Origin of the sequence: Haloferax sp. DFSO60 (assembly GCF_046557615.1) — an archaeon.
GTDB lineage: Archaea > Halobacteriota > Halobacteria > Halobacteriales > Haloferacaceae > Haloferax.
On the sequence record NZ_JBKIII010000001.1, the window covers coordinates 63,863 to 86,957 of the forward strand.

Genomic DNA, 23,095 nt, shown 5'->3' on the forward strand with positions numbered 1-23,095 from the left:
AGTCGATATATGTCAACTTTACATTAGTTGGGTCCGTACTATCGTTCTATGAATACTCAAAATCGCCCAGTAAGTCAGATATTCCCGACTATCGTCGTCAAACAAATCCGGAACAAAGGGTAATAATAATGACTGGTCCTCCTCAGAACACTCTTCGCGTCGCCCTCCTCCTCGACGAAGAGTTCGTCGAGCGCTGGCAGTGGAACGCCCTCGCCTCGCTCGTCGCAGAACCCGACATCGAAGTCACACACGTCGTCGTCAACAACGAGGTGCGCGTCCTCTCACCGGAGCGAACACAGACGATGTTCATCCGTGATGCCTTCGACCAAATCCGACAATACCCGCTTTGGTCGCTCGTCGGAATCGCCAGGACACTTCAGCCCACCCCCCGGCACACGGAGCCAGTTCACATCGAATCGCTCGACGGAGTTTCGAGTGCGACAAAGATCTACTGTCACCCAACGAAGAAAGACACCTACTGGAACGTCCTTCCGGATGGGGTCGTCGACGAGGTTGGCACCACCGATGTCGCCATCCGATTTGGCTTTGGGATGCTGAAGGGCGACGTTCTCGATGCGCCAACGTACGGTGTCCTCAGCTACCATCTGGGCGATATTCGCACGTATCGCGGGCAGGTTGGTGGTTTTTGGGAGTTTCTCAACGACGAAGACGAGATGGGAATCACACTCCAGCGACTCACCGAGACGCTCGACGGTGGGGAGATTGTCGAACTGAAAACCATCGACATCAGTGGGTTGGAGACGTGGCAAGAGATTCGACAGCAAGCGTGCTATACCGCAGAGCGAATGCTCCTGCCCGGGGTTCGGACAGTCACCAAACAGCGTGAAGCGATAGCCGCACCCGACGAACTCGGGACACTCTACAAGATTCCGACAGGCCGGAACGTCGTCCGATATCTCCGCAAAAACACTCGGGGACGACTTCGCCGATTCGTGGCGTCTCGTGAACCCTCACCGACCTACTGAGGGGTGCTACTTCGGAGTTAAGCACATCGCACCCCTATCGGTGCTATGACTGCCCACGACGCTTCTTCACGTGACCGCCCCGTCACAGAATCGAGTTACGGCATCCCGACCAACAAAGACGGACTGCTCTCGTGGTCCATCGTCGAAGATGCATTCGCCGAGGACCGTGTGTTCTGGATTTCGACCACTCGACCCGACGGAAATCCGCACGCCCGGCCGGTGTGGGGTGTCTGGGTCGATGGCGCGTTCCACTGCGGTGGCGGTGAGAACACGCGCTGGGTTCGAAACCTCGCACACAACTCGCACCTGACGGTTCACCGCGAGAGCGGCACTGACGTGGTGATTCTCGAAGGCGTCGCCGAACGGCTCGACGAGCAGACGGCAGACGAATCTACGTTGGAGCGAATCGACGACGCCTACGAGGAGAAGTACGATATTCGACACGGAACGCCCGTCTTTCGTATTCACCCCGCGCGAGTGCTGGCGTGGTCGGACTTTCCGACCGATGCGACGCGGTGGACGTTCGACTCTATGTGAGCGTTAGTTGTAGGATGCCAGCAACTCCATTTCATATAGCGCCATTTGATTTATTTGTCCCACACGGCCCACTTTCACCCGGGTTAGGGTCATTATCGTGTCACTCGTATCACACTGCATGGACTACCTCCGAACACCCACCGTGCATCGACTGCTCAGTGCCCCGGTCGGTCGCGTGTTTTCGACTCAGGTATTCGAATCGTACAAGTCGCGCTCACTGCCCGACGAATTTGGCGTCGCTCGTGCCCGCGCCGCCGCAGATGTCGCACTCGGGTCTGGCCCGAACTCCTATTTGAAGGAAGTCGGTGCTCCCCCCGCACCGAGTTTGGACCGGCGAATCACACACGCTCTCGCCGAGTACGCAGACATTCGTGAGGCCTACGACGGGACGATGGCCCGGTGGGACGACGTGTTCTGGGGTGACTACGAATCGCTCCCCGACGAGCGAGTCGCACTCGAACGCGAACGACGCGAACGCGCACAGCAGCATTCGAAACCGACCGACGTGTTCGGATTTCTCACGACCGAACACTACGTTCCGCCCGTGAAGTTCGACACGCCCGACGTCGAGGCTGCCCGCATGCGTTGGCATCACGAACTCGCCGAACCAGAGCGACTCTATGGGTTTTCCGAGATGCGAACCGCTGAACGAGTCCCGCGAGTCGAGCGCTCTGCGACGGTTCGTGGCCCGAATACGACCGAGTACCTGCTTCGATTCCGGTCGCCCTCGGCCCACTTCGGTGACATGGCCACTGCACGGGTCTACGAACCCGCAGAGGGTGGCGACTCACTGCCGACGCTCATCTACTATTCCGGGTGGGGGTCGTTCAACGACCAGAGCGCCTACTGGCCTGAAGAAGAAGCCCTCGGACGAAGCCTCGCACCCCGGGGGTTCCGTGTCATCCTTCCGGATGCCCCGTGGCACGGCCAGCGCGAGCGACCCGGATTGTATAGTGGCGAACCCTACATCGCCCGCGCGCCCGTGGGCATGTTCACGCTCTATGCAGGCGCGGCGCTCGAAACTGCCGTTCTCACTGATTGGGCGCGAACAGAAGGTGCCCTCGCAGTCGGCGTCGGCGGAACCAGTCTCGGCGGAACGATTGCACTCCACGTCGGCGGATGGTGTGACCGTTGGCCCGACTCGATGCGTCCCGACCGACTCTTCGCTGTCGGCGCACCGGGTTCGATTACTCAGACCGTCCTTTCGAGCCACCTCACGCCCATGCTTGGTCTCGATAGCGCACTCGACGCTGGTGGTTGGAGCGGCGAAGCCTTACGCGAGTTCGCACCGCTTCTCAACCCACCGGCGACGCCTGCGCTCGACCCTTCGCACGTCTTCTCCTTTGTCGGCACGCAAGACACGATGGCTCCCGTTGCGACGACGCGGACGCTTCTCGAACAGTGGGGTGTCCCCGCTCGAAACCAGGTCGAGTGGAATTGCGGACACTTCGGCGTCCTCTCGAATATGATTCGAACTGGCGGTGTCCAGCGGAAAATCAGACGACAACTGGACGATGCGAGTCGAGAAAAAGAGAGAATCACGGCGTAAGCGTCGTCTCGGAGACTCCCGAGCGCGACGTTATTCGTCGGCGAGGAAGTCCGGTTCGGGCCGCTTTTCGCCGGACTCTGCTTCGAGGTGGGTTCGGAACGCTTCGACCGTCACGTCCTGCGTCTCGCGTTCTTTGCGGTCACGGACGGAGATGGTGCCGTCGGCTTCTTCGTTGCCGCCGACGACAATCATGTACGGGACGCGGTCCGTCTGGGCTTCTCGAATCTTCCGACCGAGCGTCCACGAGCGGTCCTCGATGGTGACGCGGAAGTCGTCGAGTTCCTCTTTGATGGATTCGGCGTAATCGAGTTGGTCGTCCGAAATCGGGAGGATACGGACCTGCTCGGGGGCGAGCCAGAACGGGAACTTGCCGTTGTAGTGTTCGATGAGGACCATAAAGAAGCGCTCGAACGAACCGTAGAGCGCGCGGTGAATCATGACCGGGCGGTGTTCTTCGTTGTCTTCTCCCGTGTAGGAGAGTTCGAAGCGCTCGGGCATGTTGAAGTCGAGTTGGACCGTCGGGCCGTCCCACTTGCGACCGAGGGCGTCTTCGAAGGCGAAGTCGATTTTCGGGCCGTAGAAGGCACCGTCGCCTTCCTCGACGAAGTAGTCCATCTCCGTGTCTTCGAGGACAGCTTTCAGTTGCGACTCTGCCTGCTCCCAAATCTCGTCCGAACCGACGGACTTCTCGGGGCGCGTTGCGAGCGCGACTTCGAAGTCGAGGTCGAACGTTTCGAGGACTTCGAGGATGATTTCCATGATGTCCTCGACTTCCTGCTCGATTTGGTCGGGGCGGACGAACAGGTGGCCGTCGTCGATGGTAAAGGCCCAGACACGCGAGAGACCAGAGAGTTCGCCGCGCTGTTCTTTACGATAGACCTTCCCGTTCTCGGCGTACCGGACGGGGAGGTCGCGGTAACTCCAGCTCCCTTGCTTGAAGATGGTCGCGTGACCCGGGCAGTTCATCGGCTTCAGACCGTATTCCTCGTCGTTCACGTCGAGGAGGAACATGTCGTCCACGTAGTTGTCGTAGTGACCTGACTGCTTCCAGAGTTCCGTCCGGAAGAGGTGTGGCGTCTCGACGTAGTCGTAGCCGTAGTCACCGTTCAGGTCGCGCCCGTACGTTTCGAGTTCGTGGAGGACCTTCTTGCCGTTCGGATGGTAGAGCGGCAAGCCCGGCCCCGTGACACTCGGAATCGAGAACAGGTCGAGTTCACGGCCGAGTTTCCGGTGGTCGCGTTCGGCGGCCTCGGCGCGCATGTCGAGGAACTCCTCTAACTCGCTTTCGGACTCGAAAGCCGTCCCGTAGACGCGCGTCAGCGTGTCGTTCTCCTCGTCGCCGCGCCAGTAGGCAGCCGAAATGTTGAGGAGTTTAACCGCGCCGATGTCGCCGGTCGATTCCACGTGCGGGCCCTTACAGAGGTCTTCGAACTCGCCTTGTTGGTAGAACGAGAGTTCGTCGTCGTCAGCGGCCTCGGTTTCGAGAATTTCGCGCTTGTAGTCGTTGTCGGCGTACTTGTCGAGTGCCTCTTCGCGGGAGACGAGCGTACGCTCGATATCGAGGTCTTCGTCGATGATATCGCGCATCTCGTCTTCGATTTCCTCCAGGTCCTCTTGTTCGAGTTCGACGTCCGTGACGTCGTAGTAGAACCCGTCGTCCGTCCACGGGCCGATGGTCAGTTTGGCCTCTGGGTGGAGGCGCTGGAGTGCTTGTGCGAAGACGTGGGCCGCCGAGTGGCGAAGCACGTCGAGATATTCGTCCGACTGGTCGGTGACGATGACGAGATTCGCGCCGTCGGAGAGCGGCGTCTCTTTGTCCACGAGGTCGCCGTCGACGACGCCCGCAACGGTGTCTTTCCCGAGACCGGGACCGATTGCGAACGCCGCATCTCGCACCGTCGCACCCTCCTCGACGGACAATTCCGTTCCGTCTGGGAGGATGACAGCGATATCACTCATACGCGCACGAAACCGACGGGGGAGAATAAGTGTTGTTGACACGGGCGGACATGACGCCCGCTCGCGCCGGTTTTCGTGCGATGTGCTATCGTTTCTATCGCCGATGTTCGGACCCAAACTACCAATTGGATGGCACGCGCACCCCGAGTTATGAGATTATCTCGACAGAGTGGTGTCTTCATGCACCTCACGTCGCTCCCCGGGCCACACGGCATCGGTGACCTCGGTGACGGTGCCCGCGCGTTTATCGACTTCCTCACTGAGGCCGAACAGTCGATGTGGCAGTTCTGCCCACTCGGACCGACTTCGCCCGCGCACGCGAACTCGCCATATCAGTCGTCGTCGTCGTTCGCTGGCAATCCGCTGCTCATCGACCTTACGGACCTCGAAGCACGCGGTTGGCTCACCGAAGACGACCTCGAACCGGTCCCCGAGTTCGACGACCACGCGGTCGAGTACGGCCGCGTCGGTGAGTACAAACGCGCTCGCCTCCGAACCGCGTTCGACCGATTCGAATCGTCGGCAACCGAAGACGAACGCGCCGCCTTCGACGAGTTCTGTGAGCGCGAGTCCTCGTGGCTCGAAGATTACGCACTCTTCGCGTCGCTCAAAGAGGACTACGAACAGGCGTGGATCGACTGGCCACACGAACTCAAAGTGCGCGACGAAGATGCCCTCGAACGTGTCCGCGACGAGTACGCCGAGGAGATTCGCTATCGCGAGTTCACCCAGTTCTGTTTCGACCTCCAGTGGCGAGACCTCGCCGACTACGCCGACGAGAAGGGAATCACACTCGTCGGCGACCTGCCCATCTACGTCGCGCTCGACAGCGCAGACGTGTGGGCCGCACCGGAAGCCTTCGACCTGAACGAAGACCACGAACCCGCTGTCGTCGCGGGCGTCCCGCCGAACCCACACGATTCGGGTCAGCGATGGGGTAACCCACTCTACGACTGGGACCACCTCCGCGAAACCGGCTACGAGTGGTGGATGGACCGCCTCCGTCGCCTCTTCGACCTCGTGGACGTGACCCGCATCGACCACTTCAAAGGATTCGACTCGTACTGGGCTATCGACGCCTCCTCTGACAGCGCCGCCGACGGTGAATGGCGCGATGCACCCGGCTACGACTTCTTCGAGACGGTCCAGCGAAAATTCGGTGACCTTCCCTTCATCGTCGAAGACCTCGGCTTCCTCGACCCCTCGCTCGTGGACCTCCGCGACCAGTTCGCCTTCCCCGGCATGCGTGTTCCCCAATACGCCAACTGGTGCCAAGAAGGAGACATGTACCAACCGATGCACTATCCGGAGAACACCGTCGCCTACACCTCGACGCACGACACCGACACCTTCGTCGGTTACTACCAGTCGCTCCCCGACGAACAGCGCGACTGTCTCCACTACAACATCGGGGCCGATGGCTCGGAGATTCAGTGGTCCATCATCGACGCGGTGTGGAACTCTGCGGCCGTCCTCGCATTCACGACAATGCAGGACCTCCTCGGCCTCGACTCACACGCCCGCTTCAACACTCCGGGCACGCAGAACGGCAACTGGGAGTGGCGCGTCACCCCAGCGGGCTTCGAGAGCGACATCGCCCAACGCCTCGCAGGCTACACGGACATCCACATTCGGAACTAGCGTCTCTTTTACCCTCTCGCGTTTTCACCGCGTTCCCAGCGAGGGTTATCTCGGTTGCGAGCGTACCCAACACGATGTCAACCGAGAGAGACACGGCCGCGGCGGGGCCGCACGAAATCGACGTCCACCCGGAGGAACGACTGTTGTCGCCGCTCGAATCGCTCGTCGGCGCGGATGCGCGCACGGTGTACGGAACACCGGTCTCCGTCGGCGAGAAGACCGTTATTCCAGTCGCTCGCGTCGCCTACGGTCTGGGTATGGGCGGTGGCTCAGGTGGAGACGAAGACGACGAGACGGCCGGTGAGGGATTCGGTGGTGGTGGCGGCGCACGCGCCACGCCGATGGGTGTCGTCGAGGTGACGCCCGAAGAGACGAAATTCATCAGATTCAACGAGGCGCCCCGTCTTGCGGGAATTCTCGCAGTTGGTATCGGTCTCGGCCTCGCTATCGCACGCTTGCTCCGGCGGTGAGTGTTCGGCACCCTCTGGCGAGTACACCTTTTTGCCCGTCCCTCCCGACGGCGACGGTATGTCTCGTCGTTTGGGTCTCGCCGCATTTGCTGCTGGGATTATCGCAGCCGTTCTCAGTGGACTCGTTCGAGCCACACTTCCGCTCGCATCGTTCGAAATCCCGATAGCCGATGCCGACCTGTTGGTATCGAAAGGGCTCTCGGCGCTCGCTATCGCGCTCGTCACTTACGGTATCTATCGGTTCATCATGGCGGTGTTCATCACGCGCATCGTGGACCGTCGCCGGGCCCACGACATCCGCAACATCTTACGACTCACTCTCGGCCTCGTTGCGCTCGTGGGCGTTCTCGGTGCCTTTACAGAACAATGGCTCGGCGTCCTCGTCTCGTTCGGCGTCATCGGGTTCGCCATCACGTTCGCCCTTCAACAGCCGATTCTCTCGCTCATTGGCTGGGTCTACATCGTCATCAAACGACCCTTCGCGGTCGGTGACAGAATCAGCGTCTCCGACTTTTCGGGTGACGTTGCCGAAGTCGATTTTCTGGTGACGACACTCTGGGAGTCCGGCGGCGACCTCACGTCCAACCAGTCGTCTGGCCGAACCGTGACCGTTCCAAACTCGCTCGTCCTCTCGTCTGAAATCGTCAATCACGGCGCGCTGTTCAATCGCGTTTGGGCAGAGGTTCCCGTCCAAGTCGCCTACGAGACCGACCTCGAATTCACGCGTGAACTACTCGTCGAAATTGCCGAAGAAGAGGTCGGTGCCGACATGCGTGCGGCTATCGCTCGATACCGTTCGCAACTCGCTGACTCTCCGCTCGACCTCGCCGTCACTAATGGACCGACAGTCAATATCGCCCAAGAGGAGTCTTGGGTCGTTCTTCGCCTTCGCGTACTCGTCCCCCCGACCGGTGGCCAGCAGGTGAAAAACCGGGTTTACGAGCGCGTACTGACCGAACTCGCCAAGCATCCAGACCGTGTGAGTTTCCCCGTCGGTCGGAGTCGGTGAGGGCCGTGGTCGGCCGGGAACCAACCACAAACTTCGACAGTGGGGGAGTCCTCGCCAAACCGTCGCTCGGTCAGCGGGGGTGAAGACCGAGAAGAGTTACGGGAGTTCTCATTGGGTTGCAGTGGCACAAACAAACACAACCGACAGTTCCCAGTCTTCGTACACAACTATTATTTCCTTGTATAAAGTTTTTAAGAATCGCTCAACAACGTAAGTGGGGCCACGCGTTCGCCATCGAAACCCGCAAATCCCCTCCGGCCAACGTCGAAGCGATGGAGACGGGTGTCATCGACCTCGCCGGTATCGACGGCGACTTCGACTTGCAATCGACGTTGGAAAGCGGCCAGTCGTATCTGTGGGACCGTCTCGACGGTCAAATGTACGACCAAGACGGCGCGTTCGGCGGCGATGCGTGGTATCAGACGGTTGTCCCACCTATCGACGGCGTCTCAGACGATTCTGCGGTCGTTCGTGCCCGGCAGGTCGATGGGGGACTCGAATGGAAATCGAACACCGATGCCGTCCCGATTCTTCGCTCACTGCTTCGCCTCGACGACGACCTCGATGCGATTGTCGAATCCATGCCGGACGAACCGCTTGTCGAGCGCGCGTACGAGGCCTATCCGGGGATGCGAATCGTCCGCGACCCACCATTCGGGTGTCTCATCTCCTTTATCTGCTCGGCGCAGATGCGCGTCTCGCGTATCTTCGATATGCAAGCGCGACTCCGCGAGGCCTACGGCGAAGCGGTCGAATTCGATGGCGAAACTTATCGCGCGTACCCGACACCAGAACGCCTCGCTGAGGCGACTGAAGATGACCTGCGCGACTTGAGACTTGGCTACCGCGCACCCTACGTTCAACGCACCGCCGAGATGGTCGCTTCTGATAAGGCCACACCGTCGGAGGCCCGCGGACTCGACTACGAGGACGCACGCGACTCGCTGACTCGCTTTGTCGGCGTCGGCGACAAGGTTGCCGACTGTGTACTCTTGTTCTCTCTGGACTATCTCGAGGCCGTCCCGCTGGACACGTGGATTCACACCGCAATCGACGAGTATTACCCCGACTGCGACCGCGGCAACTACCAGGATACCTCACGGGCGATTCGTGAGCGACTCGGCGGCGATATTGCTGGATACACCCAAACGTACGTTTTCCATTATCTCCGTTCTGGTGGGGATTAGAGCCGGTTTGAAGCCGTTTTGTGTATGAACCCGGCAAGAAGGTTGATACGCATTGCGGCACAACCTTTCGATGGTTATGGACTGCAGAGTCGTCGTGGAGGCCGCGGTCCCGGTGTACGATGTGGAGACGGAGGATGAGGCGATTCGAATCGCCATCTCGAAGACGGGAGATATGTTGAATCCTGACCTCAACTACGTCGAAATTCGGATGGGGACCCGCGTCACGCCCGGTGGTGAGGAACTGCTTCCCGCGTTTATCGCTGCGGACGAAGCACTCGTCGCTCTCGAACTAGAGATGACTGTGTTCAACGTCGAACAGGAAGAACACGCCACTCGAATTGCTCGCAAAGAGATTGGCCAACGACTCGAACACATTCCGCTCAAACTACTTTCGGTCACGCCGATAGACGAAGAACCGACCGAACAAGAGGGCTTGTCCGAGTTCGACGATTTCAGCGAAGGCAGCTAAGAACTCACCACACCCGTCGCTCGAACGGGTTGTAGCTTTCACGAGACACAGAGCGTCGTCACTCGGGGATAAGCGTCTGAGAGAACTGATTCTCGGACGGCGATTCAGTCAGCTTGAGCTGCAACTGGCTCTGGCTCTGCCTCGCGCATAGAACCAGTGATACCTTTTGCCAGTTTAAAAACAGCCGCTTTGTGATCGGTCTTGGATTTGTGGATAGATGTTGGACGTACACCGAGAGTATTGTACTCGGTGAGTTCAATTTCACTTTCTTCCCACTCCTCAATCTGTCCGTGTACTTCTGCAAGTAATCCGTGCAGGTGGATGAGCTCCTGCTTTTTCATGAGCAACCCAGTCTTGAGAACGGAGGGATATAGTATTATCTTGAGTCACGTTAGCATGGAACCCGCTTAAACGGCCGATTATCGGGGTTTGACGGCAAATTAATTGTTCGAAATGCTTCAAATCTTCTCCGAATACCGGCGAAATTTGTGCAAATTACATCCCATCTACTGACCAATTCATAGTGGTATGTAGTTCTCAATCGTTGTGCGCGCCGAGCGCGCGCGCAATCGTTCGTGAATATTTTATTTCCACCAGAGCCTTGTAAGTCGTATGGACTACTCCGAACAACTCGACAGGGCCGTCTCTGAAACGCCGGATGACCAGGCAAGTGATGGTCGATTTTCTGTCCCTGACCCAGTCGTTCGGCCCGAAGGGAACGTCACTATCTACGAAAACTTCGCTGAAACGCACGACCGATTGGCGCGCGACGACTCGCACCTCCTGAGCTTCTTACAGTCTGAGTTCGCAACGAGTGCCTCTATCGACGAAGCGGGGCGCGCACGCTTTACCGGCGCGTTCAAGCAAACACGCGTTGCGGACGCGCTCGACGAGTACGTCGAGACGTTCGTCCTCTGTGGTGAGTGTGGCTCACCGGATACACGGTTCGTGACCGAACAGGGTACGTCCAAGCTGAAGTGCGATGCGTGCGGTGCGCTCTCGGCCATCCCTGACGTGTAAAAAGTCCTCGTTGTGCAGCGCAGTTATTCGAACTGCTTGAGCGTCTGCAAGTCGCGTTCGGTTCGCATAAACTCCGCAGTGCGGCGTGTGGCACCACAGTTTTGACACGAGTAGTTATCGCGGTGCGCCGGGAGGTTGTTTGGGGTCGTCTCCCAGTCTTTTCCACATTCGGGACATAAGAGTCGGACGAACGCTTCGACCATAGCCACATTTCTCTCGGCGAGCCGATAAATCTTGTTACGGCTTCCCACACTACGAAAAACAAAACGGCCACCACGGCCACCACCGACGATTACGCGAACGCGCTTTCGTCCTGTACTTCGAGAAGCTCTTTGTACCGATTTCGAATCGTCACTTCCGAGATATCGGCGACTTTCGAAACCTGGCTCTGCGTGACCTTCTCGTTCGTGAGTAGGGCCGCGGCGTAGACTGCCGCAGCAGCGAGGCCGACCGGCGACTTGCCAGAGTGGACGCCAGTCTCTTTCGCATCGCGCAAGAGCGTGCGGGCTTGCCGTTCTGCTTCGTCCGAAAGCCCAAGCTCAGAGGCGAACCGTGGAACGTACTGTTCGGGGTCCGCAGGCTTGATTTCGAGTTTGAGTTCACGGACGATGTAGCGGTACGTTCTGGTGAGTTCCATCTTATCGACGCGGGAGACCTTCTCCAGTTCGTCGAGGGAACGTGGTGTACCGACCATGCGGGCGGAGGCGTACAGTGACGCCGTTGCGACGCCCTCGATGGAGCGGCCGGGGAGCAGGTCGTCGTTGAGGGCGCGGCGGTAGATGACCGACGCCGTCTCACGGACGTTCTCGGGGAGGCCGAGTGCGGATGCCATCCGGTCGATTTCGCCGAGTGCCTGCTTCAGGTTGCGCTCTTTCGAATCACGAGTACGGAAGCGCTCGTTCCACGTGCGGAGCCGTTGCATCTGCTCGCGCTGGCGTGGCGAGAGCGTCTTGCCGTAGGCGTCTTTGTTCTGCCAGCCGATGTTGGTCGAAAGTCCCTTGTCGTGCATCATCTTCGTCGTCGGTGCGCCGACGCGGGACTTGCTGTCTCGTTCTGCGGAGTCGAACGCGCGCCACTCTGGGCCGCGGTCGACCACAGTGTCTTCGACGACGAGGCCGCACTCACCGCAGACGGTCTCACCGTGTTCGGTGTCGTGGATGAGCGTCCCGCTACATTCGGGACAGACCTCCTGTTCCTGTTCTTTTTGCTTTTCTCGCTTCGTGCGCCGGGCGCGTCGCTCTCGGGCCGTCGCGTCTCTGCTGTATGTTCGGGTGGTTGTGGTGTCGCTCATTATGGGTGTGATACGGACCCGTCTCAACCGTGGTGAGAGAAGAAAAAAGGAAAGCCCAGGTTGGTGGTCCTTACCAACAGTAAGTCCGAAAACTATTTAAATCTTTTGCCAAATTACACCCGATTAATCGAGAGATAGCGACTTCATGTCGCCTCAGTGGTGGCTGAATGGTAAACATACAACAAAACATGACGGTTTATATCTCTTTCGTCGGCTTACAACCATCCCTCACGTCGGAAGTAGACAAGTAGTATACCAGTGACGGCGCTCATCCCAAGCATCGTTGCGAGGTAGCCGTACTGCCATCCGAGTTCAGGCATGTTGTACACAGACGCACCGGGGTCAAAGTTCATCCCGTAGATACCGACGACGAGCGTCAGCGGGAGGATAATCGTCGCTACGACGGTGAGCGTCTTCATCACCTCGTTGGTCGATTGCGAGAGCGTGTTGAGGTACATATCTCGCGCGCCGCGTGCGAGGTCGCGGTACGTCTCGGTGAGGTCCACCAGTTCGACGAGGTGGTCGTACACGTCCCGGTAGTACTTCTCGGTCGGTTCGCGGACGTAGTCGGGGTCGCCCCGTGCGAGTACCGATGCCGCCTCTCGGGTCGGCCACACGGTCTTTCGGAACGACAGCAAGTCACGCCGAACGGCGTTGAGGCCCTGCAATACGTCTCTGTCGGGATTTTCGAAGATTCCCTCTTCGATTGTCTCGATTTCTTCACCAACCTCGTCGAGCAGTTGGAAGTAGTTGTCCACGATGCGGTCGATGACCCGTGAGGCGGTGAAATCCGGGCCGAACCTGAGTAGTCGCGGTTCCTTCCGCTCGATTGCACTCCACACGCTGTTCACCGCGGGGATATCGGTCCGGGTGAGCGTTACGAGCCAATCGTCGCCGAAACAGAGACCGACCGGGCGGGTTCGAACCTCTTCTTCGAAGACTTGCTCACCTTTTCTGAGCATCGCGGTCCGGACGAGAACGAACGTGTACTCGTCGTACTCCTCGGTTTTGGGCCGTGCATCGTTTCGAACGTCTTCGAGAGAGAGTGGGTGAATGCCGAAGGCGTCAGCGACCGCCGCGAAATCAGTTTCATCCGTGGCGTTCACCCACGTCGTTCCGGGTGCATCACGCGCGGTCGCCAATGCATCAGTCTCGTAGGTCGTTGTCTCCCCTTCTCGGTAGACGAGTGTGGATATCACGACGCGTCACCTCCGACGGCCCACAGCGTGAGTCCAATCATGAGTGCCGTCACGGTAAATGCACGGCCGGGGTACGCGACGGTGATGCCGAGTACGTAGCCACCCACGCTGAGGACCGTAACGAGAATCCCTGCGGTCCGGACGGATGTCATGCACTCACGGACCCGCGGTGGGGTGAAAAAGACTCCCCCGAGTTAGGCTTCCGAGGGGTGTTCGACAGAGCGCATCAGTTCGAGGATGTTCTCTTCCTCGCCATCGAGTTGCTGTGGGTAGACGCCGATTGCGATGATGAAGTCGTCTTCGTGGCGAATCTTCGTCACGTGAACGTAGACGTCGATTTGTTCACCTTCGACGCGTGCGGTTGCACTGTACTTCGTCACGTTCGCCGTCTCTCCGAGCATCTGGACGTTCCGCGAACTCACCTGTTCGACGTTATTCAAGCCTTGGTAGCGACTTCTGACGAGTCCGACGAGTTGGTCGTTGGAGTAGTCACCGATGGGGTTGAGCGTCTGTCCGGCGACTTCGACGGCGGGCGTCGAGATGACGCTGAACACACCGAGTTTGGCCTCGCCGAAGAGACCGAGGTTGACCTTCTTCTCGTAGGTGGTCAGGTGGTTACTGGCGACGACCTGACGCTCTTGGCCTGCGACAGTGAACGAACGATTGATTTTGAGTTCTTCAGTGCCGTTCGTACTGTACCCCGCGTTCGACGCAACCGACGCGTCGGTGGCCGCCGGTTCCGACTCGAACGAGAGTGCCTCGTCGCCGGTGAGGACACCGAGACAGCCACTCGTCACGACGAGCGCAATGACAGCGAAGGTCGCAACAAGGTGTTTCGAAGACATAGCGCGATTTCTCTCGTCTGTTAGTATAAGTTCGGTGGCTTTCACGTGAACCACAAAACGCCGGCGTCAATCACTCAGCTTCCAGTTCTTCGTCGCTCGCTTGGTCTGGGTCGCTCTCGGCAAATTCCTCGGGTACACTCGCCCGAGCGTCGTTCTCGCGGCGAATGACACGACGACTGTACAGGTAGTAGACCGGTACGACGAACGGAAGCGCGAACGCGGCGCCGAACCAGAGGTGACGGGAGGCACCCCATTTCACGCCCTGTCGACGGAGCGATTTGATGTCGGCACGGATGAGACCGGCGTAGAAGAGGTGGCTGACGAAAACGACCATGAACGCTGGTTCGGGGCCGAGAAAGAGCGAGACGACGGCGAACAACACGAGACCAATCACGTACAGCGTCGGCAGTACACCTCGATACTGTCCGGAGATGTTGGCGCGTTTTTTGGCGCGTTCACGCTCGACTGCCCGGCCACGCCGGTACTCGTCGGTACTCATACCTGCATCGTCACACCGTCGCCGAAAAAGTCGTTCGCTCCGAACTCAGCCGAGATACTTCACACTGACTTCGTGCGGGCCATCCGGTGTTTGGATGAAGACCGACGTTCGAAAGAACGACCGAATCGCGTCTCGCCATGCGGCAACCGCCTGCCTATGTTGGTCGTGATGCACCTCGACGTCGTAGGGGTCGGGCCGAGTCTCGTCCACTTCAGGGTACGACGGAGCGCCTTCGTCGAGAAAGAGCATCGGCTCGAAGTGGAGTGGTGTGGGGTCTGCGTAATCTTTGGACTCGCCACCGGCGATGTGGATTCGCGCTCGCATCCGTCCGGTGAACGGCGGTGTCACACGGAGTACGACTGGGCGTCCGGCACGCTGTGTCGCTTCGAGCGCCGAAACGAGGTCGTCAGTCGTTACTGCAAGCGAACGGATTACTGTCGGATGTGGCGAACCCGGCCGTTCGTTCACTCAGCGACCCGACGTCGGTTCGTCACCGAATCGGGACGGAGTTTGCCGTTACAGTCCGGACAGGTTGCTCGGTATGCACCGGGGCTGACCGTCGCCTGACAGTCACAACAAATGTACGATGCCCGTTCCATCGACCAATGTTTAGACATGATGCGTGTTAAACGTTACCATAAACCACATTTTCTAACCATTCGTCCGCCAGTCCGATTCTTTTTACCCGAATCGGCCGCAACCCGTCAGCATGACTGACGCATGGTTCGTCGGGGCGGACCCATCGGACCCAACGACTGGCGCGACGCGAGTTCGAGAGGGGCGTGCGGACGCCCCTGAGGACTGGCCCGCTGTCGCCGTCGAAACCGGGTTTGCCGACGACGACACCGACTACTACGCGAAACTCCGCGAGGCAACGCTGACTGCCGCGCGTGAGGCCGTCGCCGAACGAGAACGCGCCGACGACAAGCAACTCGCCCACGCAGTTCGCGCGATGGACGACGCCGAACGGACAGCCAACGAACTCGCCGAGCGCGTGGTCGAATGGGCCGGAACGCTCTACGAAGACGTGCCACGCGGGCTCGATGGTGTCCGCGATATCTCCGCACGGACGCCTGAGACGGCCCCCGAAGAGCGTGTCGTCTCCTACGCGACTCGCGCCGTAGACCTCCTCGACGAACGCGACGACCTGCGGACGTTCATCGAAGAACGCGCTCCAACCGTCGCACCCAACCTCTCCGAGATGGCCGGACCGGTCCTCACCGCGCGCCTCATCTCACTCGCGGGTAGTCTCGAACGCCTCGCAAAGGTGCCGAGCGGAACCGTCCAAGTCCTCGGTGCCGAAGATGCGCTCTTCGCTCACCTTCGCGGGCACGCCTCGTCGCCAAAGCACGGCGTCATCTTCACCCACGAGTTCGTTCGCGGAACCCGCCCATCTGACCGTGGGTCTGCGGCGCGCGCTCTCGCCGGGAAACTCTCGCTCGCAGCACGTGTAGACCACTATTCGGGTGACTACCGGCCCGTACTGCACGAAGAACTCGCCAAACGAATGGACGCGATTCGCGCCCGCGCCGAGGACGACAACACGGAGGACGACCAATGAGCGACGACCTCCCAACTGGCGTCGAACGCCGCTCTTTCGACGGCCAAGAGCGCCTCGCCACGCAGGGTGAAACGGTCTACGGCGAACCCACGAAAGACGGCTGGCGCGTCTGGGACGCCGGTCGCTCGAAGCTGGGTGCGATGCTCGAACTCGGGATGGATACCAGTCTCGAAGGCGGCGAAACCGTTCTCTATCTCGGTGCCGCGTCGGGGACGACCGTCTCGCACGTCGCGGACTTTTCGGGACCGACCTACGCCGTCGAATTCGCCCCGCGCCCCGTTCGTGACCTCGTTGGCGTCGCCGAAGCACGAGACAACCTCTTTCCGCTCCTGAAAGACGCCCGCGACCCCGAATCGTACGCACACGTCGTCGAAGCCGACGTGGATTGTATCGTCATGGACGTTGCAACCCGCGGCCAAGCCGACGTTGCGAACCGAAATCGGCAGTTCCTCGCCGACGATGGTCGGCTGTTGATGGCGGTCAAAGCCCGAAGTGAGGATGTGACCGCCGACCCCGACGACGTCTTCGAAGACGTTCTCGAATCGCTCGAATCGAGCTACGAAGTCCTCGAAACCACCCGCCTCGACCGGTTCCACACCGATCACTTGGGTATCGTCGCCCGCCCGAAGTAACCAAAACCACTCCGAAAACATCGACTGAGTTACATACTCCCTCGCCGTCTTCACGATGTTTTTAATCGGGCGCATCTAACCGCGTGCCGATGGAACTAGGGTCGGCGGATGCCTTTGGCCGCATGGGGACACTCGGCGTCGAAGAGGAGTTCTACATCGTTGACGCCGACGGTCGGCCAACGTCCGGTATCGACGAACTCGTGTACGGCGAAGAGCCACCGGAACCGCTCTCCGGACGAATCGACCACGAACTGTTCAAGTTCACAATCGAGACACAGACGCCGCTTATCGAAGACCCGAGCGAGGTCGAATCGGCTATCACTTCTGTTCGCGACGCACTCGTCGCGCACGCCGCGAATCACGACTTCCGCGTCGCCGCGGCCGGACTCCACCCCGCCGCAAAGTGGCGCGAACTCGACCACGCGACCAAACCACGCTATCAGGCACAACTCGACCGGATTCAGTACCCACAACACCGGAATACGACCGCTGGCCTGCACGTCCACGTCGGTGTCGACGACGCCGACAAGGCCGTCTGGATTGCGAACGAACTCCGCTGGTATCTCGCCCCGCTTCTCGCACTGAGTGCGAACTCTCCGTTCTGGAACGGCTTCGATACTGGCCTCGCCTCTGCACGCGCCAAAATCTTCGAGAACCTTCCGAACACCGGCATGCCGACCGCGTTCGAAGACTTCGACGCGTTCCAGCAGTTCGAGCGTCGGATGGTCGAACTCGGTTCTATCGACGACCGTGGCGAACTCTGGTACGACGTTCGACCCCACACAGGCCACGGAACCGTCGAAGTCCGAACACCCGACACCCAAACCGACCCCGAGCGCGTCGCCGCGTTCGTCGAATACATTCACGCACTCGTCCTCGAACTCGCCGACCGCTACGAAGACGGCGAAGACGGAACCGAAATCCGTCGCGAACTCCTCGACGAGAACAAGTGGCGGGCGACACGCTACGGCCGCGACGCTTCCTTTATCGGCCGCGACTCCGAGTCAGTCGTCAGTCTCGACTCCTTCGTCGAAACCGAGACTGAGCGCCTCGGCGTCGATGGACTCCAGTTCCTCTTCGAAGCCGAATCGGGAACCGAGATCCAGCGTCGCATCCACGACGAATCCGGCCTCGACGCGCTCTGTGAGCATCTGACGCTCGATTGAGCTACGCCAGCAATTCACGCTCGGCCTCTCACGGGAAACATTTTTCAGTGAATATGTTTTGTCCTTTCCCGTAGCACAAATGCCTGCGAAACAGACTTCCGAGGAACGTACAAAGTCAGAGAGCGAGGAATCTTCGAACGGTGCTATCGACGAAGCCGTCCCCGAATTTGACGACGGCTTAATCGACCTACTTGCGTGGATTCTGGACACCGAGACGCGGGCACGCATCTACGTTCACCTCCGCACGCACCCGAACTCGACGAGCGGCGAAGTTGCGGAAGGAACTGGTTTGTACCCGAGTACGGTCCGCGAGGCACTCGCCGAACTCACCGACGAGGGCACTGTCGAACGACAAAAGCGCAAGAGTTCCGGTGCGGGCAACAACCCCTACGAGTACATCGCTATCCAACCGAGTGAACTCGTTAAAAACGTTGCTGGAGAAGTCCAAGAGCAGTTGAACGTGGTGTTCAACCTCGACCGACACCTCGGAACTGACGGCTCTGACGACATCGAGCCGGTTTCGATTACCGTCCGCGAGGAGTGACCCTAACCCGACCCGCTTAAGTTGCACCGCGACGACGGCGAGAATATGCACGTCGCGTTGGGCGGGACGTTCGACCCTGTCCACGATGGCCATCTCGCACTCTTTGAGGCCGCATTCGAAATGGGCGACGTGACTATCGGACTGACGAGTGACGAACTCGCACCGAAAACACGTCACGTAGACCGCTACGTTCGACCTTTCGACGAGCGAAAAGCGGCGCTCGAAGCCGAACTCGAACCGCTCGCCGAGGAGTACGGCCGCGAGTTCGACATCAGAGAACTCGACGAACCGACCGGCATTGCGACCGAACCGGGCTTTGACGTCCTCATCGTCTCACCAGAGACGCAATCGGGCGGCCAACAGGTGAACGAAATCCGTGCCGAGCGCGGTCTCGACCCACTCGATATCAAAGTCGTTGACCACGTTCCCGCCGAAGACGGCGAGCGCATCTCTTCGACGCGCATCGTCATGGGCGAAATCGACCGTCACGGCAACGTCACGCCCGACGCGGACGGGCGCGGGCGATTCCCACCGGACGCCGACGAATAGCGAGCAGAGTTTTTGCACGTTGCGGGTGTATGCCCGCATATGCGCCATCCGCTCGCCGTGAGTTTCGCCACCGGCATTCTCGTCGCTCTCGTCGTGGGTGTCGTCGTCACCGAGTACGTCACACGCTGGGTGTTCTTCTCGCTGTTTATCGGCATTCCCGCGGGTCTCGTCGCGGGCGTCCTCGCTATCGGAATCACGTTCGCGCTGCTCACTCGGCGTCAGAAACCAGAGTCCACAGAGTAGTTACCAACTCGGCGGGCGGAATCCCGCTTCGCGCAGGAGGTCTTTCCATCGCTGTTGGATACTGAGCCGAGAGACGTCCATCGAGTTTGCGACGGCGGTTTGTGAGCGTTCTTCGCCCGCGATGAGCGCGCCCGCGTAGAGACTTGCGGCCGCGACTGCCTTCTTCGAGCGGTCTTCGTCGGGTAGTTGCGTCAGAAACAGGTCCGAGGCGTACGAACGCGCCTCGCTTCCGAGGTCGAGACTGTCGGCGGCGGCGTTGATTTTCGCCAACCACTCTTCGTTGTCTCGTTGGTCTCGGGCGCTGTACATGGTCGGGGTTGTAGGTGGAGTGATATAATCTCCACGGCAGAACTGGTTTCACCTGTCAGTTTGAAATCGAATCAAATGGTCCATCGTCGCGCGTTTCTCGTCGCCCTCTTCTCTGCGACTGCCGGGTGTTTGAATGGACAGCAACGGCCGTCTGGTTCGTCCGATACCACGACAACTCCCGCCACGCACTCGCCAACCGCTTCACCAACAACCACAGCGAAAGCCACTGACGATTCCACACCGGAACCATCCTGCAATACATCGTGGAACCCCACCGTTCGCTGGTCGTTCGAGACCGAAATTCGAGCGTTTCAACCCAGCGTCGAAAACGGAACTGTCTACGTCGGTAGTCAAGACGACATCCTCCGTGCAGTCGCGGCAAACAGCGGCGCGTTCCACTGGGAGACGCCTGCCGAGACGGGATTCGGCTCTACTCCCATCGCGTCGGACCAAATCGTCACGTACGCCGGATACAACGAGGTCGCCGCCTACGACACGGTGAACGGCCACGAACGGTGGTCGTTCTCTCCGCCCGGTGAACGCGCGTCGCTCACGCCCCACCACGGCGATAATGGACAGTTCGTGTTCGTCGGTGCATCACAACGCCCGACGCCTCAAACCGACCCCAAACCAGTGTACGACCGTCTGTACGCCCTCGACCGGAGCGATGGGTCACAGCAGTGGGTCGTCTCACTCGTCGAAGACGGCACTGACCGATGGGTTGTCCCGGCGTCGGTTACTGCCACCAAAGACAGGGTGTTTGTTATCTCCAAAGGTGGGGAATTGGTCGTCCTCGACCCCAGAGACGGGGCCGAACTGTGGCGTCGCCGATTGGACGCTCGATACTCGGGGACCGCTCCGCCGGTCGTCCACGGTGGGCGCGTCTATCAACACGTTGGAGACGAGGTGTACGTACTCGATATCGAAACCGGTGACACCACCTCTCACACTGCCGCTGACGCCGCACCCGCAGTTGCGAGTGACGTTTCGTACTGGGTTCGAGATTCGGCAGTCGTCGCTCGAAGCACCGACGATTGGTCCACGAAGTGGCGTGCGGTTATTCCGGATGGTGGGTGTACAGGCCGCCCAGCCATTGGAGAGAACGCAGTGTACGTTCCAACCGGATGCTACGACGGGAATGCGAAACTCTACGCGCTCGGCAAGCAGGATGGCTGTGTACTCGGGTCGTTCGAAATCGAATCTGCGACTGCGACGATGCCAGTGGTCGCCGAAGGTTCGGTACTCGTGGGTGGGAAAAACGGGGCGGGGAACGTTTGGTCGCTGACGACTTTCAGCGACTCCTCGTGATGTTTATATGTGGCTACGGGAAACGTGCGAGCGCAGGGCGAGATGCCCGAACGAGCGTGGGTAGCCAAGTGGCCAACGGCGCAGCGCTTAGGACGCTGTGGTATAGACCTCCGCAGGTTCGAATCCTGTCCCACGCATAACCGTCTCGAACACCGTGAGAGACGTGTTTGCGTGTCGAAGGATTCGAATCAGGGAGCGAACGCAGTGAGCGAGTGAGGTTCGAATCCTGTCCCACGCACTGAGCGAATTTTGCGACCGCGGTTCGAATCTTGTCTTCTCCAGCCTCCAAAACCCACCCAATTCCCTACAAATATACAGTTCCCACGTCTGAGAACGAGACATTTCTATAGCAAATTCGAACCCTGTACCACTTCATTTTCGCAGGCTGAGTCTTCAGCCCGAAGAACCCAAATTAACGGTGCTGATAAACGCATGCCACACGTCAGACACGACACAACCCTTTTTCTCATTGGGTGTGTGTCTCCACCAATGGCGGCGTTATCTGAATTATTAGGCGATACTGTGGCGGACGTGGATGGCCTGTTCATGTTCGCCCCGAGCCACTCGCAATACGAGCGGTTCGAAGACACTGACGTGCCGACAATCGTCGTCGCACCGGACAATACGGTCGAAGCCGAGACGTTCGTCGAACTCCCGTTGCAGTTCCAGAACGTCAAAGACCGCATCCGGTTCGGCATCGAGGGTGCGATGGAACAGAACCTCGTCGAAGCAGGCGACACCGTCGTCTGCAACGTCGGCATCTTTGGCGGCGACCTCGATTCCGTGGTTCGCGTGCGCGTCGAAGAGAACATGCGCTCGGGAATTTACGACCTCTTCGCTAACTCGCGGGCGGACCCCGGCGTCATCCGTGACGTGTTCGAAGTCGCAATCGAGTTAGGAAAGAAGGGCCAGAAGGGCGAACCCGTTGGCGCGCTGTTCGTCGTCGGCGACGCAGGCAAGGTGATGAACAAGTCCCGACCGCTCTCGTACAACCCCTTCGAGAAGTCGCACGTCTACGTGGGCGACCCCATCGTGAACGTCATGCTCAAGGAGTTCTCGCGACTCGACGGCGCGTTCGTCATCTCCGACTCGGGGAAAATCGTCTCCGCCTACCGCTATCTCGAACCCTCGGCAGAGGGCGTCGATATCCCGAAAGGCCTCGGCGCACGCCACATGGCCGGTGGGGCAATCACCCGCGATAGCAACGCGACGTCTATCGTTCTCTCCGAGTCTGACGGACTCGTTCGCGCGTTCAAAGGTGGGAAGATAATTCTCGAAATCGACCCGGAGGACTACTGAGATGAGTGGAGTCGGTGTCTCCGTTCTCTTGCAGTTGCAAGATGGAAATGGAATCCTCGACCGGCTCGTCCAGCTCGTCGGCCTTCGGTTCGTCGCCATCCTCGTCGTCCTGTTCGTTGGACTGTTAGTCGCCTACGCCGCAGGCTCGGTCGTCCAAAGCCTGCTCGTCCGCCTCGGACTTCCAGAGGTTATCGAAGGCACGGCCTTCGAGCGTACCGCCCGCGACTTCGACACCTCGACGATAGAGATTCTGGCGTGGATGACGCGTTATTTCGTCCTCGGCGTCGCAATCCTCGCGGCGCTCTCCATTGCGGGTGTCGATTACGTCGACCGCTTCTGGAGTCTCTTTATCGCCATCTTACCGCAGGTCTTCGTCGCCGCTGTCGTCCTCATCATCGGCGTCGTTGTCGGCGACAAAGTCGAACTCATGGTTGCCGAACGGCTTCGGGCCGTCAAACTGCCGCAGGTCAATATCGTCCCACTCTTGGCGAAGTACACGGTGTTCTTTCTCGCCATTCTCGTCGCACTGTCGCAAATCGGCGTCGCGACGCTCCCAATCGTCGTCCTCCTCGCGGCGTACCTCGCGGCCGTCATCATCCTGAGTGCAGTCGCCTTTTGGGACCTGCTTCGGTCTGGTGCTGCCGGGACGTACCTCCTCTTTACCCAACCGTACTCCATCGGTGACGAGGTTATCGTCGGTGACGTCCAGGGTGTCGTCCAAGAGTTAGACGTGTTCGTCACGCACATCGAATCCGACGGTGAGGAGTACATCCTCCCGAACGCTCGTGTGTTCAAACACGGAGTTGGTCGAATTCGGTAGCCT

28 protein-coding genes and 1 tRNA gene are annotated in these 23,095 nt (G+C 59.6%); 19 read left to right on the forward strand and 10 right to left on the reverse strand.

Annotation, left to right across the window (positions count from 1 at the left end):
- The first annotated feature begins 128 nt into the window (after nucleotides 1–128).
- From ACK509_RS00260 to ACK509_RS00270, 3 genes are all read left to right on the forward strand, one after another.
- Nucleotides 129–986, forward strand: a complete 858-nt coding sequence (locus ACK509_RS00260) for a hypothetical protein (protein ID WP_410764443.1) — start codon at nucleotides 129–131, stop codon at nucleotides 984–986.
- A 45-nt stretch (nucleotides 987–1,031) separates the two neighbouring features.
- Entirely contained in the window at nucleotides 1,032–1,523 is a 492-nt protein-coding gene (locus ACK509_RS00265) for a pyridoxamine 5'-phosphate oxidase family protein (protein ID WP_410764444.1), read from the forward strand.
- Nucleotides 1,524–1,641: 118 nt separating this feature from the next.
- Entirely contained in the window at nucleotides 1,642–3,072 is a 1,431-nt protein-coding gene (locus ACK509_RS00270) for an alpha/beta hydrolase (RefSeq protein ID WP_410764445.1), read from the forward strand.
- A gap of 30 nt (nucleotides 3,073–3,102) precedes the next feature.
- Here the strand turns inward: ACK509_RS00270 and thrS are convergent, their stop codons facing one another.
- On the reverse strand, nucleotides 3,103–5,031 hold the full coding sequence (thrS, locus tag ACK509_RS00275) for a threonine--tRNA ligase (RefSeq protein WP_410764446.1): 1,929 nt from the start codon (nucleotides 5,029–5,031) through the stop codon (nucleotides 3,103–3,105).
- A 129-nt stretch (nucleotides 5,032–5,160) separates the two neighbouring features.
- Here thrS and malQ point away from each other — a divergent pair, with 129 nt between their 5' ends.
- From malQ to ACK509_RS00300, 5 genes are all read left to right on the forward strand, one after another.
- Complete coding sequence (gene malQ / locus ACK509_RS00280) at nucleotides 5,161–6,672, forward strand: 4-alpha-glucanotransferase (RefSeq protein WP_410764447.1); 1,512 nt, start codon at nucleotides 5,161–5,163, stop codon at nucleotides 6,670–6,672.
- Nucleotides 6,673–6,746: 74 nt separating this feature from the next.
- Nucleotides 6,747–7,142 carry a spore germination protein GerW family protein gene (locus tag ACK509_RS00285; RefSeq protein WP_410764448.1) on the forward strand — a complete coding sequence of 132 codons (396 nt, stop codon included), beginning with the start codon at nucleotides 6,747–6,749 and terminating at the stop codon, nucleotides 7,140–7,142.
- Nucleotides 7,143–7,200: 58 nt separating this feature from the next.
- Nucleotides 7,201–8,151 carry a mechanosensitive ion channel family protein gene (locus ACK509_RS00290; protein WP_410764450.1) on the forward strand — a complete coding sequence of 317 codons (951 nt, stop codon included), beginning with the start codon at nucleotides 7,201–7,203 and terminating at the stop codon, nucleotides 8,149–8,151.
- 272 nt (nucleotides 8,152–8,423) lie between these two features.
- A complete protein-coding gene (locus ACK509_RS00295) occupies nucleotides 8,424–9,338 on the forward strand; it encodes a DNA-3-methyladenine glycosylase family protein (protein ID WP_410764451.1) in 915 nt (304 codons plus the stop codon).
- 76 nt (nucleotides 9,339–9,414) lie between these two features.
- The gene (locus ACK509_RS00300) at nucleotides 9,415–9,807 is read left to right on the forward strand and encodes a DUF555 domain-containing protein (RefSeq protein ID WP_410764452.1); all 393 of its coding nucleotides are present in this window, start codon (nucleotides 9,415–9,417) and stop codon (nucleotides 9,805–9,807) included.
- A 104-nt stretch (nucleotides 9,808–9,911) separates the two neighbouring features.
- Here ACK509_RS00300 and ACK509_RS00305 read toward each other — a convergent pair whose 3' ends face one another.
- Complete coding sequence (locus ACK509_RS00305; protein ID WP_410764453.1) at nucleotides 9,912–10,148, reverse strand: UPF0058 family protein; 237 nt, start codon at nucleotides 10,146–10,148, stop codon at nucleotides 9,912–9,914.
- Nucleotides 10,149–10,419: 271 nt separating this feature from the next.
- On the opposite strand from ACK509_RS00305, the gene ACK509_RS00310 reads away from it, so the two are divergent.
- Nucleotides 10,420–10,827, forward strand: a complete 408-nt coding sequence (locus tag ACK509_RS00310; protein ID WP_410764454.1) for a translation initiation factor IF-2 subunit beta — start codon at nucleotides 10,420–10,422, stop codon at nucleotides 10,825–10,827.
- A 23-nt stretch (nucleotides 10,828–10,850) separates the two neighbouring features.
- Here the strand turns inward: ACK509_RS00310 and ACK509_RS00315 are convergent, their stop codons facing one another.
- The 7 genes from ACK509_RS00315 to ACK509_RS00345 all read right to left on the reverse strand — a co-directional run bounded on the left by ACK509_RS00315 (nucleotide 10,851) and on the right by ACK509_RS00345 (nucleotide 15,129).
- Nucleotides 10,851–11,030 carry a hypothetical protein gene (locus tag ACK509_RS00315; protein ID WP_410764455.1) on the reverse strand — a complete coding sequence of 60 codons (180 nt, stop codon included), beginning with the start codon at nucleotides 11,028–11,030 and terminating at the stop codon, nucleotides 10,851–10,853.
- A gap of 89 nt (nucleotides 11,031–11,119) precedes the next feature.
- Nucleotides 11,120–12,118: a transcription initiation factor IIB gene (locus ACK509_RS00320; protein WP_410764456.1), complete on the reverse strand. Its 999-nt coding sequence runs from the start codon at nucleotides 12,116–12,118 to the stop codon at nucleotides 11,120–11,122.
- Nucleotides 12,119–12,333: 215 nt separating this feature from the next.
- Complete coding sequence (corA, locus tag ACK509_RS00325) at nucleotides 12,334–13,317, reverse strand: magnesium/cobalt transporter CorA (protein WP_410764457.1); 984 nt, start codon at nucleotides 13,315–13,317, stop codon at nucleotides 12,334–12,336.
- On the reverse strand, nucleotides 13,314–13,469 hold the full coding sequence (locus tag ACK509_RS00330) for a hypothetical protein (protein WP_410764458.1): 156 nt from the start codon (nucleotides 13,467–13,469) through the stop codon (nucleotides 13,314–13,316). Before ACK509_RS00330 ends, corA begins: the two co-directional genes overlap by 4 nt.
- Nucleotides 13,470–13,511: 42 nt before the next feature.
- Nucleotides 13,512–14,162: a DUF6517 family protein gene (locus tag ACK509_RS00335; RefSeq protein WP_410764459.1), complete on the reverse strand. Its 651-nt coding sequence runs from the start codon at nucleotides 14,160–14,162 to the stop codon at nucleotides 13,512–13,514.
- Between the two features lie 70 nt (nucleotides 14,163–14,232).
- Nucleotides 14,233–14,661 carry a hypothetical protein gene (locus ACK509_RS00340; RefSeq protein WP_410764460.1) on the reverse strand — a complete coding sequence of 143 codons (429 nt, stop codon included), beginning with the start codon at nucleotides 14,659–14,661 and terminating at the stop codon, nucleotides 14,233–14,235.
- A 45-nt stretch (nucleotides 14,662–14,706) separates the two neighbouring features.
- Nucleotides 14,707–15,129 (reverse strand): hypothetical protein, encoded by a 423-nt coding sequence (locus ACK509_RS00345; RefSeq protein WP_410764461.1) that lies wholly within the window; start codon nucleotides 15,127–15,129, stop codon nucleotides 14,707–14,709.
- A gap of 241 nt (nucleotides 15,130–15,370) precedes the next feature.
- Between ACK509_RS00345 and ACK509_RS00350 the strand changes: the two genes are divergently transcribed.
- From ACK509_RS00350 to ACK509_RS00375, 6 genes are all read left to right on the forward strand, one after another.
- Entirely contained in the window at nucleotides 15,371–16,222 is an 852-nt protein-coding gene (locus ACK509_RS00350) for an NOP5/NOP56 family protein (protein ID WP_410764462.1), read from the forward strand.
- Nucleotides 16,219–16,854, forward strand: coding sequence for a fibrillarin-like rRNA/tRNA 2'-O-methyltransferase (locus tag ACK509_RS00355; RefSeq protein ID WP_410764463.1), 636 nt, complete (start codon nucleotides 16,219–16,221; stop codon nucleotides 16,852–16,854). The genes ACK509_RS00350 and ACK509_RS00355 overlap by 4 nt, the downstream gene beginning before the upstream one ends.
- A gap of 89 nt (nucleotides 16,855–16,943) precedes the next feature.
- Complete coding sequence (locus tag ACK509_RS00360) at nucleotides 16,944–18,020, forward strand: glutamate--cysteine ligase (RefSeq protein WP_410764464.1); 1,077 nt, start codon at nucleotides 16,944–16,946, stop codon at nucleotides 18,018–18,020.
- A gap of 79 nt (nucleotides 18,021–18,099) precedes the next feature.
- Nucleotides 18,100–18,564 carry a helix-turn-helix domain-containing protein gene (locus ACK509_RS00365; protein ID WP_410764465.1) on the forward strand — a complete coding sequence of 155 codons (465 nt, stop codon included), beginning with the start codon at nucleotides 18,100–18,102 and terminating at the stop codon, nucleotides 18,562–18,564.
- Between the two features lie 45 nt (nucleotides 18,565–18,609).
- Entirely contained in the window at nucleotides 18,610–19,113 is a 504-nt protein-coding gene (locus ACK509_RS00370; RefSeq protein WP_410764466.1) for a phosphopantetheine adenylyltransferase, read from the forward strand.
- Between the two features lie 39 nt (nucleotides 19,114–19,152).
- On the forward strand, nucleotides 19,153–19,356 hold the full coding sequence (locus tag ACK509_RS00375; protein WP_410764467.1) for a hypothetical protein: 204 nt from the start codon (nucleotides 19,153–19,155) through the stop codon (nucleotides 19,354–19,356).
- On the opposite strand, the gene ACK509_RS00380 is transcribed toward ACK509_RS00375, so the two are convergent.
- Complete coding sequence (locus ACK509_RS00380) at nucleotides 19,357–19,665, reverse strand: transcription initiation factor IIB family protein (RefSeq protein ID WP_410764468.1); 309 nt, start codon at nucleotides 19,663–19,665, stop codon at nucleotides 19,357–19,359.
- Between the two features lie 75 nt (nucleotides 19,666–19,740).
- On the opposite strand from ACK509_RS00380, the gene ACK509_RS00385 reads away from it, so the two are divergent.
- The 4 genes from ACK509_RS00385 to ACK509_RS00400 all read left to right on the forward strand — a co-directional run bounded on the left by ACK509_RS00385 (nucleotide 19,741) and on the right by ACK509_RS00400 (nucleotide 23,092).
- Nucleotides 19,741–20,973, forward strand: a complete 1,233-nt coding sequence (locus ACK509_RS00385; protein ID WP_410764469.1) for a PQQ-binding-like beta-propeller repeat protein — start codon at nucleotides 19,741–19,743, stop codon at nucleotides 20,971–20,973.
- 54 nt (nucleotides 20,974–21,027) lie between these two features.
- Nucleotides 21,028–21,110 (forward strand) — tRNA-Leu (locus tag ACK509_RS00390).
- Nucleotides 21,111–21,462: 352 nt separating this feature from the next.
- Complete coding sequence (dacZ, locus tag ACK509_RS00395) at nucleotides 21,463–22,272, forward strand: diadenylate cyclase (RefSeq protein WP_410764470.1); 810 nt, start codon at nucleotides 21,463–21,465, stop codon at nucleotides 22,270–22,272.
- A gap of 1 nt (nucleotide 22,273) precedes the next feature.
- Entirely contained in the window at nucleotides 22,274–23,092 is an 819-nt protein-coding gene (locus ACK509_RS00400; RefSeq protein WP_410764471.1) for a mechanosensitive ion channel domain-containing protein, read from the forward strand.
- Nucleotides 23,093–23,095: the final 3 nt, after the last annotated feature.

Coding starts and splice junctions, on each gene's coding strand:
- ACK509_RS00260 (WP_410764443.1), top strand. CDS start 129: ATGACTGGTCCTCCTCAGAACACTCTTCGCGTCGCCCTCCTCCTCGAC.
- ACK509_RS00265 (WP_410764444.1), top strand. CDS start 1,032: ATGACTGCCCACGACGCTTCTTCACGTGACCGCCCCGTCACAGAATCG.
- ACK509_RS00270 (WP_410764445.1), top strand. CDS start 1,642: ATGGACTACCTCCGAACACCCACCGTGCATCGACTGCTCAGTGCCCCG.
- thrS (WP_410764446.1), bottom strand. CDS start 5,031: ATGAGTGATATCGCTGTCATCCTCCCAGACGGAACGGAATTGTCCGTC.
- malQ (WP_410764447.1), top strand. CDS start 5,161: ATGGCACGCGCACCCCGAGTTATGAGATTATCTCGACAGAGTGGTGTC.
- ACK509_RS00285 (WP_410764448.1), top strand. CDS start 6,747: ATGTCAACCGAGAGAGACACGGCCGCGGCGGGGCCGCACGAAATCGAC.
- ACK509_RS00290 (WP_410764450.1), top strand. CDS start 7,201: ATGTCTCGTCGTTTGGGTCTCGCCGCATTTGCTGCTGGGATTATCGCA.
- ACK509_RS00295 (WP_410764451.1), top strand. CDS start 8,424: ATGGAGACGGGTGTCATCGACCTCGCCGGTATCGACGGCGACTTCGAC.
- ACK509_RS00300 (WP_410764452.1), top strand. CDS start 9,415: ATGGACTGCAGAGTCGTCGTGGAGGCCGCGGTCCCGGTGTACGATGTG.
- ACK509_RS00305 (WP_410764453.1), bottom strand. CDS start 10,148: ATGAAAAAGCAGGAGCTCATCCACCTGCACGGATTACTTGCAGAAGTA.
- ACK509_RS00310 (WP_410764454.1), top strand. CDS start 10,420: ATGGACTACTCCGAACAACTCGACAGGGCCGTCTCTGAAACGCCGGAT.
- ACK509_RS00315 (WP_410764455.1), bottom strand. CDS start 11,030: ATGGTCGAAGCGTTCGTCCGACTCTTATGTCCCGAATGTGGAAAAGAC.
- ACK509_RS00320 (WP_410764456.1), bottom strand. CDS start 12,118: ATGAGCGACACCACAACCACCCGAACATACAGCAGAGACGCGACGGCC.
- ACK509_RS00330 (WP_410764458.1), bottom strand. CDS start 13,469: ATGACATCCGTCCGGACCGCAGGGATTCTCGTTACGGTCCTCAGCGTG.
- ACK509_RS00335 (WP_410764459.1), bottom strand. CDS start 14,162: ATGTCTTCGAAACACCTTGTTGCGACCTTCGCTGTCATTGCGCTCGTC.
- ACK509_RS00340 (WP_410764460.1), bottom strand. CDS start 14,661: ATGAGTACCGACGAGTACCGGCGTGGCCGGGCAGTCGAGCGTGAACGC.
- ACK509_RS00350 (WP_410764462.1), top strand. CDS start 15,371: ATGACTGACGCATGGTTCGTCGGGGCGGACCCATCGGACCCAACGACT.
- ACK509_RS00355 (WP_410764463.1), top strand. CDS start 16,219: ATGAGCGACGACCTCCCAACTGGCGTCGAACGCCGCTCTTTCGACGGC.
- ACK509_RS00360 (WP_410764464.1), top strand. CDS start 16,944: ATGGAACTAGGGTCGGCGGATGCCTTTGGCCGCATGGGGACACTCGGC.
- ACK509_RS00365 (WP_410764465.1), top strand. CDS start 18,100: ATGCCTGCGAAACAGACTTCCGAGGAACGTACAAAGTCAGAGAGCGAG.
- ACK509_RS00370 (WP_410764466.1), top strand. CDS start 18,610: ATGCACGTCGCGTTGGGCGGGACGTTCGACCCTGTCCACGATGGCCAT.
- ACK509_RS00375 (WP_410764467.1), top strand. CDS start 19,153: ATGCGCCATCCGCTCGCCGTGAGTTTCGCCACCGGCATTCTCGTCGCT.
- ACK509_RS00380 (WP_410764468.1), bottom strand. CDS start 19,665: ATGTACAGCGCCCGAGACCAACGAGACAACGAAGAGTGGTTGGCGAAA.
- ACK509_RS00385 (WP_410764469.1), top strand. CDS start 19,741: ATGGTCCATCGTCGCGCGTTTCTCGTCGCCCTCTTCTCTGCGACTGCC.
- dacZ (WP_410764470.1), top strand. CDS start 21,463: ATGGCGGCGTTATCTGAATTATTAGGCGATACTGTGGCGGACGTGGAT.
- ACK509_RS00400 (WP_410764471.1), top strand. CDS start 22,274: ATGAGTGGAGTCGGTGTCTCCGTTCTCTTGCAGTTGCAAGATGGAAAT.